The following is a 16,270-nucleotide window of genomic DNA, read 5'->3' as shown; positions in this document are numbered from 1 at the left end:
GCGTGGAACATCAGTCGTCGCTTCAGGCCCTCGCGCGCGAGATCGCCGCGCTGCCGCCCTCCCTGGGACCCGTCCGCCTCGTCGGGATCGACGGGCACGCCGGTTCGGGGAAGACCACCTTCGCCGGGGTGCTCGCCGAGGCGCTGGGCGGGGTTCCCGTGCTGCGGCTGGACGATGTGGCCACCCACGAGGAGCTGTTCGGCTGGGTGGGGCGGCTGCGCGCGCAGGTGCTGGAGCCGCTCGCCGCGGGGCGGGCCGCGCACTGGGCTCCGTACGACTGGGTCGAGCGGCGGTTCGGTCCGGAGCGGGTCCTGGAGCCCGGTCCGGTGCTGCTGGTCGAGGGGGTCGGTGCCGGACGGCGCGCCCTGCGCCCGCACCTGGCGCGGCTGCTGTGGATGGAGACCCCGCGTGCGAAGTCCTGGGGGCGCGGGCGCGACCGGGACGGGCGCGAACTGTCCGACTTCTGGGACGGATGGGAGCGCGCGGAGCTCGCGCACTTCTCGGATGACCCTTCGCGCCCCTTCGCGGACACCCTGGTGCGGCAGAGCGGTACGGGATACGAGTGGACTTCCGGGGCTGCCGGGGCGGCGGAAACCGGCGCCTTCATGACTGAGGGTGACGGGGTCCCCCAGGCCTGAAGGGCGGGGGAACGGGTCTCTCCGCGGGTGCCTCCCGGCCGCTTGACCCGGGGCCGGGACGGCCCTACGTTCTGTAGAAGCGGCTCTCACCGGCCGCCGCGGACGCGAAGCCCCCGATTGTTCCCCCGTGATCGGGGGCTTCGTGTCGTACCGATCCCCCTCGGAATCCCGCCCGGCACTCCTTCGTCGCGTCGTCGCACGGGGCACATCGCGGCCGAATTCTCACCCTGAGTCACCCCGGACGGCTCGGATGCGCACCCGGCAGGTCTTCGACGCACCCTACGTAAGGTGCGTAACCGCAGGTACGATGCACCCCTGATTTCATCGGCTCAGGGACAACTCGCGTATGCGTCGCGGGGGTTGCTGGGCACCACGGGGGCACGCTTGTGGGGGATGTGATGGACTTCGCCGCGCACGGCAGCAGCGCGCACGCCCCGGCCGAACTCGCCTGGCTGCGGGGAGTGGACGCCTGCACGATGGGCGCCTACCCGCAGGCCGAGGAGGAGTTCCGGGCGGCCGTACGACTCGATCCCGCCATGGCCGATGCCTGGCTCGGGCTGCACGCGCTCCGCGTCGACACCACGAACGCGTTATTGCGCATGTACGCCCACCGGGACCGTTTCGGGGAGCAGCGGGCCCGCCACCGGCGGACGCTGAACTCCTGGTACTGGCTGGGCTGGTGGGTGCAGCCGGTTCTGGAGACCCGGCGGGACCTGCTGCTGGCGCACGCCTCGCACTGGCTCGACGGACGTCACGTCCCCGAGCTGGACCAGGCGCTGGCGGCCCTGCCACCCGTGGACACCGACCCCCAGGTGCGCTTCCTGCACGCCTGCCGGGCCTACCTGGTCAAGGACTGGGAGCAGTTGGTCCGCTCCACCGAATCGCTGGTCGACGATCCGCTCCTGGGCATCGAGGCCGGCCTGTTCGGCGGGATGGCCCGGGTCCGGCTGGAGATGTACGGGCAGGCCGAGCCGCTGCTGTCGGCCTCGCTGATGCGCTGCCGCAGCGAGCAGCCCCAGCGCAAGGAGCTGCGGTACTGGCTCGCGCGGGCGCACGAGGGGACCGGGCGCAGCGCCGCGGCCCTGCCGCTGTACCGGGCGGTGCACCGGGTGGACCCGGCGTTCATGGACACCGCGGCCCGGCTGACGGCCATCGAGGACAGCGAGGACGCCGACGGGCTGGCCGGGTACGCGAGCGGCGCCGGCTACGAAGCCGTCGGCGGGCACGGACCGGCCCCGTCGGGCGGGGACTTCGCGGCGGTGGCGCTGGGCGGCGGCGGTCCGGTCCAGGGGATCGCCGCCGACGGGCTGCCGGACGCGGACCCCCTCGCCGCGGCCGACCCGCCGGAGCCGCGGCACGGCCCGGGCGCACCGGGGCCCGGCGCGGGGCTGCCGGCCGGGGTACGGCACAAGGCCTCGCTGCCCGCGCAGCCGGGACCCGTGGGACTGCCGGCCGGGCCGGCGGATCCGGCGGCGCTGGCCGAGGCGCTCGCGGAGCTGGAGCGGATGGTGGGGCTGGAGCCGGTCAAACGGCAGGTGAAGGCGCTCTCCGCGCAGCTGCACATGGCCAGGCTGCGGACGGGTCAGGGGCTGCCGGTGCAGCCGCCGAAACGGCACTTCGTCTTCTCCGGGCCTTCGGGCACCGGCAAGACCACGGTGGCGCGGATCCTGGGCCGGGTCTTCTACGCGCTGGGCCTGCTCGGCGGCGACCACCTCGTCGAGGCCGGGCGCGCGGACCTGGTCGGCGAGTTCCTCGGGCAGACCGCCGTGAAGGCGAACGAGCTGATCGACTCGGCGATCGGCGGGGTGCTGTTCGTGGACGAGGCGTACAGCCTCTCCAACTCCGGCTACAGCAAGGGCGACGCGTACGGCGACGAGGCCCTGCAGGTGCTGCTGAAGCGGGCGGAGGACAACCGGGACCACCTGGTCGTGATCCTCGCGGGCTACCCGGCGGGCATGGACCGGCTGCTCGCCACCAATCCGGGGCTGTCCTCGCGGTTCACCACCCGGGTGGACTTCCCCAGCTACCGGCCGCTGGAACTCACCTCGATCGGCGGGGTGCTGGCCGACGCGAACGGGGACCGGTGGGACGAGGAGGCGATGGAGGAGCTGCGGAGCATCAGCGGGCACGTGGTGGAGCAGGGGTGGATCGACGAGCTGGGCAACGGGCGGTTCCTGCGCACGCTGTACGAGAAGAGCTGCGCGTACCGGGACCTGCGGCTGTCCGGCTTCGCCGGTGATCCGTCCCGGGAGGACCTCTCCACCCTGCGGCTGGCGGACCTGATGCAGGCGTACGGGGAGGTCCTGTCGGGCCGCGGCCCCCAGGAACGGCCGGAGCCGCCGCCGCTGTAGCGTGAAAAGATCGCCTCAATCGCCTGCGGGGCTGGATATATCCAGCCCCGCAGGGCCCGACTCCGCTACGCGCTCCTCGCGTACCCCCGGTGGGCCGGGTCGCGGACCTCCCCGACCAACGTCTCCAGGACGTCCTCCATGGCGACCAGGCCGAGCACCCGCCCGGAGGGGTCCGCGACCTGCGCCAAGTGGGTCGCATCGCGGCGCATCACGGTCAGGGCGTCGTCCAGCGGGAGCGTGGAGCAGACCGTGGTCATCCGGCGCCAGACCCGCTGGGGCACGGCCCGTTCCCGGTCCTCCAGGTCCAGGACGTCCTTCACGTGCAGGTAGCCCATGAAGGCGCCGCTGTCGGTGCGGACGGGGAACCGGGAGTACCCGGTGCGGACCGTCAGCTGCTCGATCTGGCGCGGGGTGACGGCCGGGCCGACGGTGACCAGCCGGTCCGGGGCGAGCAGGACGTCGGTGACCGGGCGGCTGCCCAGTTCCAGCGCGTCCTCCAGGCGCTCCTGTTCGACCGGCTCCAGGAGACCGGCCTGCCGGGAGTCCCTGAGCAGGCGGCCGAGCTGGGCGGAGGTGTAGACGGCCTCGACCTCGTCCTTGGGCTCGACCTTGAAGAGCCGCAGGATCAGCGTGGCGCAGGCGCCCAGGGCGGTGGTGACCGGTCCGCAGACCCGGGCGAAGGCGACCAGGCCCGGGCTGAACCACAGGGCCGTCTTCTCTGGGGCGGCCATGGCGAGGTTCTTGGGGACCATCTCGCCGATGACCAGGTGCAGGAAGATCACCGCGGTGAGGGCCACCGCGTAGCCCAGCGGGTGGATCAGGCCCTCGGGCACGTGGGCGGCGTGGAAGACCGGCTCCAGGAGCCGGGCCACGGTGGGTTCGGCCACGGCGCCGAGGGTGAGCGAGCACATGGTGATGCCGAACTGCGCGGCGGCCATCATGCGCGGCAGGTTCTCCAGGCCGTGGAGCACCTGGCGGGCCCGCTTGGAGCCGGGCGCCAGGGGTTCGATCTGGCTGCGGCGGACGGAGACGAGCGCGAACTCGGCACCGACGAAGAAGCCGTTGGCCAGGACGAGGAGCAGGGCGAACAGCAGTTGGAGCGCGTTCACCGGCCACCCACCTGTGCCAGCTCCGCCGAGGCGGAAACGGAAGCGGACGGCACCGGAGCGAGCCCCTCGGAGCCCGGCACGCCGGGGCCCGCGGGGGCGGTGCGCACGAGGCGGACCCGCTCGGCGCGGTAGCGCCGGACCTGGCGCACCGAAAGCTTCCAGCCGGGCAGTTCGGCGCGGTCCCCGGGGGCGGGAATGCGGCCGAGCAGGTCGGCGACGAGCCCGGCGACGGTCTCGTACGGCCCTTCGGGGACCTCCAGGCCTATCCGGCGCAGGGTCTGCACGCGGCAGCTCCCGTCGGCCTCCCAGGAGGGGCGGCCGTCCTCGGCGGGTACGGCGGCCAGTTCGGGGCTGCCGTCCTCCGCGAGGTCGTGCTCGTCGCGGACTTCGCCGACGAGCTCCTCCACGATGTCCTCCAGGGTGACGACCCCGGCGGTGCCGCCGTACTCGTCGACGACCACGGCCATGGGCTGCTCGCTGCGCAGCCGTTCCAGCAGCGGCTGCACCGGCAGGGAGCCGGGCACCAGCATCGGAGCCACGCAGATCCCGCTGACGCTGGTGCGGGCGCGCTCGGACTCGGGCACGGCGAGGGCGTCCTTGAGGTGGACGACCCCGGTGATCTCGTCGATGCGCTCGCGGTAGACGGGGAAGCGGGACAGGCCGGTGGCGCGGGTCAGGTTCAGCACGTCGGCCGCGGTGGCAGTGTGCTGCAGGGCGCTGACCTTGACCCGGGGGGTCATGACCAGCTGCGCCGTGAGCTCGCCCAGCGAGATGGTCCGTACGAAGAGGTCGGCGGTGTCCTGTTCCAGGGCGCCGGCCTGGGCCGAATGGCGGACCAGGGAGACCAGCTCGCCGGGGGTGCGGGCGGAGGCCATCTCTTCGGTGGGCTCCACGCCGAGGGCCCGGACGAGCCGGTTGGCGACGGCGTTGAGGCCCGCGATGACCGGCCGGAACACCCGGGAGAAGACGTGCTGCGGGCCGGCCACGAAACGGGCCACCTGGAGCGGCCGGGAGACGGCCCAGTTCTTCGGGACGAGCTCGCCGACGACCATCTGGACGGCGGAGGCGAGCAGCATGCCGATGACGACGGCGACGCCGGGTACGGCGCCCTTGGGGAGGCCGGTCGCTTCGAGCGGCCCGGCCAGCAGGGCGGCGAGGGCGGGCTCGGCGAGCATGCCGACCACGAGGGAGGTGATGGTGATGCCGAGCTGGGTGCCGGAGAGCTGGAAGGACAGCTCCCGAAGGGCTGCGACGACCCTGCGGGCACGGCGGTCGCCCTCGGCCGCGGCGCGTTCGGCCTCGGGTCTCTCGACGGTGACGAGGCCGAATTCGGCTGCCACGAAGAAACCGTTGGCGAGGATCAGGGCGAATGCCGCCACGAGCAGGAGTAGCGGGATGGTCATGCCGCCGCCTCCGGAGGGAGGGCGGCGCGTGTACTACCGGACGATCCGTCCATTGCTGGAGGGAGTCACTCCTCAGGTCGATGGTGCCCACGGGCCACGGGATCCCGGGGCGTGTGGGAGGGCACGCACGTGCGCGCCCCGCCCACCAGATTAGTCATTGGGACCGCCGCCGCAATGGGACGCAGCGACGAGGTCGGCCGGGCTCAGTCGTTCTTCGAGCCGGTTCCGTGGGCTTCGGCCAGGGCGCGCAGGGCGCGGGCGTCGGCGATCGCCTGGGCCTTGGCGACCCCCGGCTGGATGCCGAGGGCGGGCAGGCTGGTGCCGTCGTTCAGGTCGAGGAACACCCACGCGTCGCCGGGGCGGAGGTTGACGCGCAGGATCTGCGCCCACTCCAGGCGGCGGGTGGTGGTGAGGTTGACGACCGTGACCCCGGTCTCGTCGGCGACCACCTTGGGGCGGCTGAGCAGGACGAGGACGGAGGAGAGCAGGGCCGCGGTGAAGACGAAGGCGATCCGCTCACCGGGGTGCAGGGTTTCGAGGGTCAGCGCGATCGCCGAGATCGTGACGAACATGGCGACGCCCACGCCCAGCAGGACGGCCCGCGTGCGGGTCGGCCGGAAGGTGACCGGCAGGGCGGGCGGTGCGGACTGGGCGGTGGCGTCGGCCATGTGCGTCAGGTGCCTTCGGATGGTGCCGGATGGTGCCGGATGGTGAGGGAGGTGCCCGGCGGAGCGCCGGGCGGACCCGTCAGAGGCGGCAGGCGTGGATCGAGGTGGTGAGGATCGCGCGGGCGCCGAGCTCGTACAGGTCGTCCATGATCCGCTGGGCCTCCTTGGCGGGGACCATGGCGCGGACGGCGACCCAGCCCTCGTTGTGCAGCGGGGAGACGGTCGGCGACTCCAGGCCCGGGGTGAGGGCGACCGCGCGCTCCAGGTGCTCGGCGCGGCAGTCGTAGTCCATCATCACGTAGCTGCGGGCGACCAGGACGCCCTGGAGGCGGCGCAGGAACTGCTGGGCCCGGGGGTCCTCCGGGTCGGTGCCGTTGCCGCGGATGACGACGGCCTCGGAGGTCATGATCGGCTCGCCGATGACCTCCAGTCCGGCGTTGCGCAGGCTGGTGCCGGTCTCGACGACGTCGGCGATGATCTGGGCGACGCCGAGCTGGATGGCGGTCTCGACCGCGCCGTCGAGGTGGACGACGGAGGCCTCGATGCCCTGGTCGGCGAGGTGCTTCGCGACGATTCCCTCGTACGAGGTCGCGATGGTCATCCCGTGGAAGTCCTCGGGGCCCTTCGCGGTGCCGGGGATGGTGGCGTAGCGGAAGGTGGACCGGCCGAAGTTCAGCGGCAGGATCTCCTCGGCGCTGGCGCCGGAGTCGAGCAGCAGGTCGCGGCCGGTGATGCCGATGTCGAGCTTGCCGGAGGACACGTAGATCGCGATGTCCTTGGGGCGGAGGTAGAAGAACTCCACCTCGTTCTCGGGGTCGACGACCACGAGCTCCTTGGACTCCTTGCGCATCCGGTAGCCGGCCTCATGGAGCATCGCCGACGCCGGTCCGGAGAGTGAACCCTTGTTGGGGACGGCGATGCGCAGCATGGGGCTTCCTTGGGTGCGTAGGTGTGAAAGGGGTGCTGGTACGGGTGAGGACGCGCGGACGCCCCGGCACCGTGGGCCGGGGCTCGCGCGGAACTGCCGCGGCCTGAGAACCGGCGCGGCCTAGAGGTGCGCGTAGACGTCTTCGAGGGAGATCCCGCGCGCCACCATCATCACCTGGACGTGGTAGAGCAGCTGGGAGATCTCCTCCGCGGCGGCTTCCTTGCCCTCGTACTCGGCGGCCATCCAGACTTCGGCGGCCTCCTCGACGACCTTCTTGCCGATGGCATGGACACCCTTGCCGACCAGCTCTGCGGTACGGGAGGTGCTGGGGTCGCCGTTGGCCTTGAGCTGGAGCTCGGTGAAGAGCTCTTCGAAGCTCTTGGGGGTTTTGTTCGCCATGATGGTCCTCAGAATACGGGGTCCGCGGCCGCCTACTGGCGCCAGGGTTCGCTGACGGTCCGCAGGGTCATGGCGGTGGAGACGGCGGCGGTGACCGCTTCGTGCCCCTTGTCCTCGTTCGACCCCTCGAGCCCGGCGCGGTCCAGCGCCTGCTCGTCGTTGTCGCAGGTCAGTACGCCGAAGCCGACGGGGACTCCGGTGTCGATCGACACCTGTACCAGGCCCTGGGTGACGCCCTGGCAGACGTAGTCGAAGTGCGGGGTGCCGCCGCGGATGACCACGCCGAGGGCGACGATCGCATCGTAACCGCGACCGGCCAGTACCTTCGCGACGACCGGGAGCTCGAAGCTGCCCGGGACGCGCAGCAGGGTGGGCTCGTCGATCCCCAGCTCGTGCAGGGCCCGCAGGGCGCCGTCCACCAGGCCGTCCATGACCTTCTCGTGCCACTGGGCCGCGATCACGGCGACGCGCAGGTCTCCGCAGTTCTTCACGCTCAGTTCGGGTGCGCCCTTGCCGCTCACAGCTCTGCTCCTCGTTGCGATTCGTGTGGTGTTACTGCGTGTGGTGTTACTGCCGTGTGGTGTTACTGCCTGTGGTGGTACCGCGTGTGGTGTCGCGGTGTTACTGGTTGCCGCAGGCCGACGTGGTCGCGGCCCCGTCCAGCCAGGGCAGGTCGTGCCCCATCCGGTCCCGCTTGGTGCGCAGGTAGCGCAGGTTGTGCTCGCCCGCTTCCATGGGCATCGACTCCCGGTCGGAAACCTTGATGCCGTGGCTGATCAGGGCCGCCGACTTCTCGGGGTTGTTGGTCAGCAGCCGGACGCTGTGGACGCCGAGGTCGGCGAGCATCTGCGCGCCGGCGCCGTAGTCGCGGGCGTCGGCGGGCAGGCCCAGTTCCAGGTTGGCGTCGAGGGTGTCGCGGCCGCGCTCCTGGAGCTCGTACGCGCGCAGCTTGGACAGCAGGCCGATGCCGCGGCCCTCGTGGCCGCGCAGGTAGACGATCACACCGCGGCCGGCCGCCTGGACCCGCTCCATGGCGGTGTGCAGCTGGGGGCCGCAGTCGCAGCGCTGCGACTGGAAGATGTCCCCGGTCAGGCACTCGGAGTGCATGCGGACCAAGACGTCCTCGCCGTCGCCGATCTCGCCGTGGACGAGGGCGACGTGCTCGACGCCGTCGACGGTGGAGCGGAACCCGTACGCGGTGAAGTGACCGAAGGAGGTCGGCAGGCTGACCCGGGCCTCGCGGCGCACGGTCGGCTCGGCGGAGCGGCGGTAGGCGATCAGGTCCTCGATGGAGATGATCGTCAGGCCGTGCTTGCGGGCGAAGGGGATCAGCTCGGGCAGCCGCAGCATCACCCCGTCCTCGCCGGCGATCTCCACGATGGCGCCGGCCGGGCGCAGGCCCGCGAGGCGGGCGAGGTCGACGGCGGCCTCGGTGTGGCCGTTGCGGACCAGCACGCCGCCGGGCTTGGCGCGCAGCGGGAACACGTGCCCGGGGCGCACGAAGTCCTCGGGACCCGAGACCCCGTCGGCCAGCAGCCGCAGGGTGGTGGCGCGGTCGGCGGCCGAGATGCCGGTGGTGACTCCGTGGGCACCGCTCGCGTCGACGGAGACGGTGAAGGCCGTCTGCATCGACTCGGTGTTGTGCTGGACCATCTGCGGGAGTTCGAGCCGCTCCAGCTCGTCGCCCTCCAGGGGGGCGCAGATCAGGCCGCGGCACTCGCTCATCATGAACGCGATGATCTCGGGGGTGGCCTTCTCGGCCGCGATGACGAGGTCGCCCTCGTTCTCGCGGTCCTCGTCGTCCACGACGACCACCGGACGGCCGGCCGCGATGTCGCGGATGGCCTGCTCGACGGGGTCGAGCCGGAACGTCTCCAGCTCGACGTCGGGCACGGGCTTCAGGACGGGGTTCGGGTTCGGGTTCGGGGAGGTCATGCCGTTGCTCCTTCCAGAGCCGGGGCGGTGGTGGTGCGCGAGCGCTGGTACCAGTCGTAGGCGCCCCAGACGACGAGGGCGAAGTACACGACGTAGACGAGGCCGGAGAAGGCCAGTCCGCTGTTGAAGGCGAGGGGGACGCCGACCAGGTCGACGAGGAGCCAGGCGAACCAGAACTCGACCAGACCGCGGGCCTGGGCGACCATCGCGACGATGGTGCCGACGAAGATGTAGGCGTCGGCCCACGGGCTCCACGACAGGCTCGGGAAGAGGGTGAACAGTCCGCCGACGGCCAGGGTCCCGGCGGCCGCGCCGGCCAGCAGCAGCCCGCGCTCCTTCCAGGAGGCGGTGCGGACGGCGATGGAGCCGTCCTGGGCGTCCTGCTTGCCGCGCTGCCAGGCGCGCCAGCCCCACGCGGCCACGCCGATGACGAGGAGCTGCTTGCCGACCCCGCCGGCGAGGTGGGCGGAGGCGTAGGCGCCGACGAGGATCAGGCCGGAGAGGAGCTGGGCGGGCCAGGTCCATATGGAGCGCCGCCAGCCGAGCGCGAGGGCGCCCAGGCCGATCAGGTTGCCGATCATGTCGGACCAGATGACCTTCTGGCCGAAGACCTCGAAGGCCTCGGTGTTGAGCCAGGTCAGGGCGCTCACTGCGGCTCCCCCGTCCGGTGCGGCGCGTCCGGGGCCAGGGGGGTGACGCCGGCGGCGAGCAGCCGCTCCACGTACTTCGCCAGGACGTCGACCTCCAGGTTGACCGGGTCGCCGGGCTTCTTGATGCCCAGGGTGGTCAGCGCGAGGGTGGTGGGGATGAGGCTGATCGTGAACCAGTCGGCGGCGGCCTCGACCACGGTGAGGCTGACGCCGTCGACCGTGATGGAGCCCTTCTCGACCACGTAGCGGGAGAGGTTCTCCGGGAGGGCGACCTTGACGATCTCCCAGTGCTCGGAGGGGGTCCGGTCGAGGATCTCGCCGGTTCCGTCCACGTGCCCCTGCACCAGGTGGCCGCCGAGCCGTCCGCCGAGCGCCATCGGGCGCTCCAGGTTGACCCGGGAGCCGTGGGTGAGGGCGCCGAGGCTGGAGCGGTTCAGGGTCTCCTGCATGACGTCGGCGGTGAACTCGCCGTCACCGGTCTCCACGACCGTCAGACAGACGCCGTTCACGGCGATGGAGTCCCCGTGCTTGGCGTCCTCGGTGACGACCGGGCCGCGCAGGCGGAAGCGGGAGGCTTCGGCGAGCTCCTCGACGGCGACGACCTCGCCCAGTTCTTCGACGATTCCGGTGAACACTCAGTGCTCCTTGAGGGCTGTGAGGACGGTGGGGGCGGAGGGGGCCGACGCGGGGACGGCGGTGACGCGGATGTCCGTGCCGATGCGGACGGTTTCGGTGATGCGGAGCCGGAGCGCGTCGGCGAGGGTGCCGATGCCGGCGTCGGCGAGGGCGAGGGGGCCCGCGCCGAGGAGGACGGGGGCGAGGTAGCCGACGACCTTGTCGACGGCCCCGGCGGCGACGAAGGCGCCGGCCAGGGTGGGGCCGCCCTCGAGGAGGACGGAGCGGATGCCGCGCCCGTACAGCTCGCGCAGCAGGGCGTCCACGGAGATCCCGTACTTGTCGTACGGGAGCCGGGCCAGCTCCACTCCGGCGAGGTGGCGGGTGTCCGCATCCTCGGCGACGGCGATCAGGGTGGGCGCGGCCTCGTCCAGCACCCGGGCGGTGGGCCGGATGGTGGCGTGGGTGTCCAGGACCACGCGCAGGGGCTGGTCGGCGGCGGTGAAACCGTCGATCCCCCGTACCGCGAGGTGCGGGTCGTCGGCGCGCAGGGTGCCGGAGCCCACGACGACGGCGTCGGACTCGGCGCGCAGCCGGTGGACGTCGGCGCGGGATTCGGGGGAGCTGATCCACTGGCTGGTGCCGTCGGCGGCGGCGATGCGGCCGTCGAGGGTCGCGGCGTACTTCCACAGGATGTACGGACGGCCCAGGCGTACGGAGGTCAGCCAGGCGGCGTTGCCCGCTTCGGCCTCCTCGGCGAGCAGCCCGGCCGCGGTGTCGATCCCGGCCTCGCGCAGGGTGGCTCCGCCTCCGCTGGCCTGCGGGTTCGGGTCGGAGACGGCGTAGACCACGCGGGTGATCCCGGCGGCGATGAGGGCGCGGGCGCAGGGTCCCGTACGGCCGGTGTGGTTGCAGGGTTCGAGGGTGACGTAGGCGGTGCCGCCGCGGGCGGCCGGGCCTGCCGCGTTCAGGGCGTGGATCTCGGCGTGCGGGCCGCCGGCCCGCTCGTGCCAGCCTTCGCCCACGACGGCGCCCGAGGCGTCGGTGATGACGCAGCCGACGACGGGGTTGGGGCTGGTGGAGCCGAGTCCGCGGGCGGCGAGCTCGATGGCTCGGCGCATGGCGCGGATGCCCGCGTCGGGTGCTGCGTGCGCGGCGTGTGTCGCCACCGGGTCCTCCTGCCTCATCGGGCACGGACTCCGGGGCCTGTCGGGATACGACAGATGAAGCGGGTAGCACACGCGGGGACGCCGAGGCCGGAAACACGGTCCGTTCGACGGCACGTCCCGAGGGATGTGCCGGTGGACCGCCGACGGCGGCGTACCGGTGACTGGCCCGCCGCGCACTGCCTCCCATCCGGACTTTAACCGTCGGTCCAGGAATTTCACCTGGTCAACCGGCCGCTGGCTGCGGACGGGTCGCGGACTATAACCGCCGGTTCGGAATTACACCGACCCCGGAGTGCGCTGCTACTGGTACTGAAGCCAGTGTGCCACGGGTGATCGGCGGCCATGCGGGTGAGTCAATGTGGCCTGGGTCACACATGGGGCCGTTCCCGGGCGCGCCGATTGCGCCGTTCGGCCGATCCCCTCCCCCTCGCCGGATCCCGGCCGGGAGCCTGACGGGGGCTCGAGCAGGCTCGAGCAGGCTCGAGCGGGGCGTGAGCGGGGCTTGACGGAACCCGCTCCGAACCTTGCCGGATCGCGCACTTTGGTCCAGACCTATTGACGGGTTGGTCTAGTCCTCTTAACGTTCCCTTCATCTTCCCCGGGAGACAGCCCGTCAGATGTGCGCACGTCACGGGCCAACACGCACCACGTTCCAGCCTGTTGTGTCCTGCCATCCTCCCCTCCCCAGGAGGCACAATGCTGTCCCCCACCAAGACGCGGGCCATGCTCCTGACGTCCGGCGCCGCAATCGCCGGTCTGCTGGTCGCAGGGCTCTCGACGGGCGTCTCGCACGCCGCCGACAACGAGTCCTGTCGCCCCGACGGTCTGTACAAGACCGCGGGCGTGGACGTCCCGTACTGCTCGGTCTACGACACCGAGGGCCGCGAGAAGATGGGCGCCGACCACCAGCGCCGCGTCATCGGCTACTTCACGGGCTGGCGCACGGGCAAGGACGGCACCCCCGCCTACCTGCCCGGCAACATCCCGTGGTCCAAGGTCACCCACCTGAACTACGCCTTCGCCCACGTCGACGGCAGCAACAAGATCTCGGTCGGCGCGGACAACGCGAACAACTCCGCCACCGGGATGACCTGGCCGGGCGTCGCGGGTGCCGAGATGGACCCCGCCCTCCCTTACAAGGGCAACTTCAATCTTCTGAACAAATTCAAGAAGCAGAATCCGAACGTCAAGACGCTGATCTCGGTCGGCGGCTGGGCGGAGACCGGCGGCTACTTCGGCGCCGATGGCAACCGCGTCGCGTCGGGCGGCTTCTACTCGATGGCCACCAACGCCGACGGCTCGGTGAACACGGCCGGCATCAACACCTTCGCGGACTCCTCGGTCGAGTTCATCCGCAAGTACGGGTTCAACGGCGTCGACATCGACTACGAGTACCCGACCACGATGAAGGACGCGGGCAACCCGCTCGACTGGCAGCTGTCCAACGCCCGCCGGGCCGGGCTGGTCCAGGGCTACGACGCCTTGATGAAGTCCCTGCGCGAGAAGCTCGACCGGGCCGGCGCCGCCGACGGCAAGCACTACCTGCTGACCGTCGCCGCCCCCTCCTCCGGCTACCTGCTGCGCGGCATGGAGACCTTCCAGATGCAGAAGTATCTGGACTACGTCAACATCATGTCCTACGACCTGCACGGCGCCTGGAACGAGTACGCCGGCCCCAACGCCTCGCTCTTCGACGACGGCAAGGACGCCGAGCTGGCGGCCGCCAACGTCTACGGCAGCTCCCAGTACGGCGGCATCGGTTACCTCAACACCGACTGGGCCTACCACTACTTCCGCGGCTCCATGCCGGCCGGCCGCATCAACATCGGCCTGCCGTACTACACCCGCGGCCACAAGAACGTCCAGGGCGGCACCGACGGTCTGTGGGGCAAGGCCTCCGCGACCACCTGCCCGGCCGGCGCCGGCCTGACCAAGTGCGGTGACGGCGCGACCGGCATCGACAACCTGTGGCACGACAAGGACACCAACGGCGTCGAGTCGCCGGCCGGTTCCAACCCGATGTGGCACGCCAAGAACCTGGAGAAGGGGATCGTCGGCGACTACGTCACCAAGTACGGCTTCCCCGCGAACACCACGCTGACCGGCACCTACGCCCGCAAGTACGACGCGACCCTGGTCGCGCCGTGGCTGTGGAACGCGCAGAAGAAGGTCTTCCTCTCCACGGAGGACGAGCAGTCGGTGGCGGCCAAGGCCGACTACGTGGTCGACCGCGGCATCGGCGGCACCATGGTCTGGGAGATGGCCGGCGACTACGCCTGGAACGCCGCGAAGGGCCAGTACGAGATCGGCGACACGCTGACCTCCGTGATGTACAACAAGTTCAAGGCGGCCTCCCCGTACGGCGCCAAGAAGTCCAACACCGCGCTGCCGACGCAGGCCGTGGACATCAAGACGGAGTTCAACGAGTTCAAGCTCGGTGACTCCAACTACCCGATCACCCCGAAGCTCAAGATCACCAACAACACGAACGCGACGCTTCCGGGCGGCACGGAGTTCCAGTTCGACTACGCGACGGCGGCTCCGGCCAACGCCTCCGACCAGTCGGGCTTCGGCACCAAGGTGATCAAGAGCGACCACACCGGCAGCAACGTCGGCGGTCTGAAGGGCGACTTCCACCGGGCCTCGCTGAAGCTCCCGGCGTGGCAGACGCTCGCCCCGGGCGCCTCGGTCGACCTGGCCTTCAACTACTACCTGCCGGTGTCCACGCCCTCCAACTGGACGGTGAACATCTCCGGCACGACGTACGCCCTCGCCGGCGACCTGGCGCGCGGCACCACGGTGGTCCAGCCGGGCAGCACCACCCCGCCCACGACCCCGCCGACCACGCCGCCCACCACCCCGCCGACGACTCCCCCGACCACGCCGCCGACCACCCCGCCCACGACTCCTCCGGGCGGCACGTGCACCAACCCCGCGTACGTGGCGGGCACGGTCTACAACAGCGGCAACGTCGTCTCGCACCAGGGCCGCAACTGGAAGGCCCAGTGGTGGACGCAGAACGAGACGCCCGGCACCACGGGCGAGTGGGGCGTCTGGAAGGACCAGGGCGCCTGCTGACCCCCGCGCGGTGACCGGGTAGGTGACCGCGCAGGTGAAGGAACGTGAGGACCCGGTGGCCCGGCGGCCACCGGGTCCTCGCGTTCCCCGGACCGTCCGGCGGGCCGGCTCCCCGGCACGGGCGGCCCCCGGACCCCCTTCGCAGGGGTCAGGCCGTGAAGAGGACGGCCTGCGCCGATTCGCGGGCCGCGAGCCGCGCACCCGTGAGCACCGCGGTGTCGCCGAGCGCGCCGGCGCGGACCTCGGTCGGGACCGGGCTCAGGGCGGTGAGGCGGCGGGCGACCCGGGCCGCCAGGGCGGGTCCGCCCGCGCGGCCGAGTTCCCCGCCGAGCACGACGCAGCCGGGGTCCAGGATCGCCGCGACGGCCGCCGCCCCGAGGGCCAGCCGGTCGGCCAGGGCGTCGAGGAACTCCGGACCGGCCGCGCCCGCGACGGCCTCCTCGGCCGGACCCTCGTAGCCGTGGGCGGCGGCGAGGGCGCTCACCCCGGTCCGCCCGGCCAGCTGGTGGAAGCCGCCGTCGCAGTTCGTGGCCGCCGGGAGGCCGCCCGTACCGGGCACCGGCAGGAAGCCGATCTCCCCCGCTCCGCCGGAGGCGCCCCGGCGCAGCCGCCCGTCCAGGACCACGGCGGCGCCGACCCCGTCGCCGAGCCAGAGCAGCACGAAGGAGTCCAGGTCCCGGGCGGCTCCGACGCGCTGTTCGGCCAGGGCCGCCAGGTTGGTCTCGTTCTCCACCACGACCACCGCCGGCAGCCGCCGCTGCACCGCCGCCACCAGGTCCCGGTGCCAGGCGGGCAGCCCGGCGGTGTCGCGGAGCTCTCCGGTGCCCGGGGCCACCAGCCCCGGCGCCCCGATCACGACCGTGTGGAGCCGGTCGGCGCCCGCCTCGCGGACCAGCTCCTCCAGCCGGTCCACCGCTTCCTCCACCGCGCCGGCCGGCAGGGCCGCCTGCGCCAGCGGCCGGCCGAGGAGGTCGGCGACGACCGCCTCGACGCTGTCCGTCCGCACGTCGAGCGCGGCGAGGTGGGCCCGCCCCGCGACGATCCCGTAGAGCTTGGCGTTGGGTCCGCGCCGCTGTTCGCCGGATTCCCCGACGACCTCGATCAGTCCGGCTCCGGTGAGGCGTTCCACCAGGTCGGCGACGGAGGGGCGGGACAGGCCGGTCAGCTCCTTCAGCTGGGGCGCCGTCAGGGGGCCCTCTTCCTGGAGGAGTTCGAGGGCGAGCCGGTCGTTGATGGCCCGGGCCGTGCTCGGCGACGCGGGGGACGGGGCGTGGGACGCGGCGCGGGTGAGGGCGGTCAGGGCCTTGGCAGGAGTCACGTCGCCCAT

Annotated in this window: 14 protein-coding genes and 1 riboswitch; of the genes, 3 read left to right on the top strand and 11 right to left on the bottom strand. The window is 72.0% G+C overall.

Annotated features, from left to right (window positions below; all coding sequences use genetic code 11):
- Nucleotides 1-2 precede the first annotated feature (2 nt).
- Entirely contained in the window at nucleotides 3-638 is a 636-nt protein-coding gene (locus tag ACIQV3_RS22345) for a uridine kinase (RefSeq protein ID WP_403714317.1), read from the top strand.
- 398 nt (nucleotides 639-1,036) lie between these two features.
- Nucleotides 1,037-2,989, top strand: coding sequence for an AAA family ATPase (locus ACIQV3_RS22340; RefSeq protein ID WP_403714316.1), 1,953 nt, complete (start codon nucleotides 1,037-1,039; stop codon nucleotides 2,987-2,989).
- Nucleotides 2,990-3,054: 65 nt separating this feature from the next.
- Here ACIQV3_RS22340 and ACIQV3_RS22335 read toward each other — a convergent pair whose 3' ends face one another.
- The 10 genes from ACIQV3_RS22335 to ribD all read right to left on the bottom strand — a co-directional run bounded on the left by ACIQV3_RS22335 (nucleotide 3,055) and on the right by ribD (nucleotide 11,883).
- A complete protein-coding gene (locus ACIQV3_RS22335) occupies nucleotides 3,055-4,098 on the bottom strand; it encodes a hemolysin family protein (protein WP_403714314.1) in 1,044 nt (347 codons plus the stop codon).
- A complete protein-coding gene (locus ACIQV3_RS22330) occupies nucleotides 4,095-5,501 on the bottom strand; it encodes a hemolysin family protein (RefSeq protein ID WP_403714312.1) in 1,407 nt (468 codons plus the stop codon). The genes ACIQV3_RS22335 and ACIQV3_RS22330 overlap by 4 nt, the downstream gene beginning before the upstream one ends.
- Nucleotides 5,502-5,704: 203 nt before the next feature.
- Nucleotides 5,705-6,169 carry a PH domain-containing protein gene (locus tag ACIQV3_RS22325; RefSeq protein WP_403714310.1) on the bottom strand — a complete coding sequence of 155 codons (465 nt, stop codon included), beginning with the start codon at nucleotides 6,167-6,169 and terminating at the stop codon, nucleotides 5,705-5,707.
- 79 nt (nucleotides 6,170-6,248) lie between these two features.
- Nucleotides 6,249-7,097 (bottom strand): ATP phosphoribosyltransferase, encoded by an 849-nt coding sequence (hisG, locus tag ACIQV3_RS22320; RefSeq protein WP_266876436.1) that lies wholly within the window; start codon nucleotides 7,095-7,097, stop codon nucleotides 6,249-6,251.
- A gap of 120 nt (nucleotides 7,098-7,217) precedes the next feature.
- The gene (locus tag ACIQV3_RS22315) at nucleotides 7,218-7,496 is read right to left on the bottom strand and encodes a phosphoribosyl-ATP diphosphatase (RefSeq protein ID WP_327251701.1); all 279 of its coding nucleotides are present in this window, start codon (nucleotides 7,494-7,496) and stop codon (nucleotides 7,218-7,220) included.
- Between the two features lie 32 nt (nucleotides 7,497-7,528).
- Nucleotides 7,529-8,017 (bottom strand): 6,7-dimethyl-8-ribityllumazine synthase, encoded by a 489-nt coding sequence (gene ribH, locus ACIQV3_RS22310; RefSeq protein ID WP_150520523.1) that lies wholly within the window; start codon nucleotides 8,015-8,017, stop codon nucleotides 7,529-7,531.
- Nucleotides 8,018-8,117: 100 nt separating this feature from the next.
- On the bottom strand, nucleotides 8,118-9,431 hold the full coding sequence (locus tag ACIQV3_RS22305; RefSeq protein WP_403714307.1) for a bifunctional 3,4-dihydroxy-2-butanone-4-phosphate synthase/GTP cyclohydrolase II: 1,314 nt from the start codon (nucleotides 9,429-9,431) through the stop codon (nucleotides 8,118-8,120).
- Nucleotides 9,428-10,081 carry a nicotinamide riboside transporter PnuC gene (locus ACIQV3_RS22300; protein ID WP_403714304.1) on the bottom strand — a complete coding sequence of 218 codons (654 nt, stop codon included), beginning with the start codon at nucleotides 10,079-10,081 and terminating at the stop codon, nucleotides 9,428-9,430. Before ACIQV3_RS22300 ends, ACIQV3_RS22305 begins: the two co-directional genes overlap by 4 nt.
- Nucleotides 10,078-10,716, bottom strand: coding sequence for a riboflavin synthase (locus ACIQV3_RS22295; protein WP_403714301.1), 639 nt, complete (start codon nucleotides 10,714-10,716; stop codon nucleotides 10,078-10,080). Before ACIQV3_RS22295 ends, ACIQV3_RS22300 begins: the two co-directional genes overlap by 4 nt.
- Nucleotides 10,717-11,883, bottom strand: a complete 1,167-nt coding sequence (ribD, locus tag ACIQV3_RS22290; protein ID WP_403714298.1) for a bifunctional diaminohydroxyphosphoribosylaminopyrimidine deaminase/5-amino-6-(5-phosphoribosylamino)uracil reductase RibD — start codon at nucleotides 11,881-11,883, stop codon at nucleotides 10,717-10,719. It abuts the gene before it with no gap.
- A gap of 151 nt (nucleotides 11,884-12,034) precedes the next feature.
- Nucleotides 12,035-12,165: riboswitch (FMN riboswitch) on the bottom strand.
- A 396-nt stretch (nucleotides 12,166-12,561) separates the two neighbouring features.
- Between ribD and ACIQV3_RS22285 the strand changes: the two genes are divergently transcribed.
- Entirely contained in the window at nucleotides 12,562-14,943 is a 2,382-nt protein-coding gene (locus ACIQV3_RS22285) for a chitinase C-terminal domain-containing protein (protein WP_403714295.1), read from the top strand.
- 148 nt (nucleotides 14,944-15,091) lie between these two features.
- On the opposite strand, the gene ACIQV3_RS22280 is transcribed toward ACIQV3_RS22285, so the two are convergent.
- Entirely contained in the window at nucleotides 15,092-16,270 is a 1,179-nt protein-coding gene (locus ACIQV3_RS22280) for an ROK family transcriptional regulator (RefSeq protein ID WP_403714293.1), read from the bottom strand.

Source organism: Streptomyces sp. NPDC099050 (genome assembly GCF_044759865.1).
In the GTDB taxonomy this organism is placed as follows: domain Bacteria; phylum Actinomycetota; class Actinomycetes; order Streptomycetales; family Streptomycetaceae; genus Streptomyces.
Note: the sequence above shows the minus strand (reverse complement) of the source record. Positions and strands in the feature narration are given on the sequence as shown.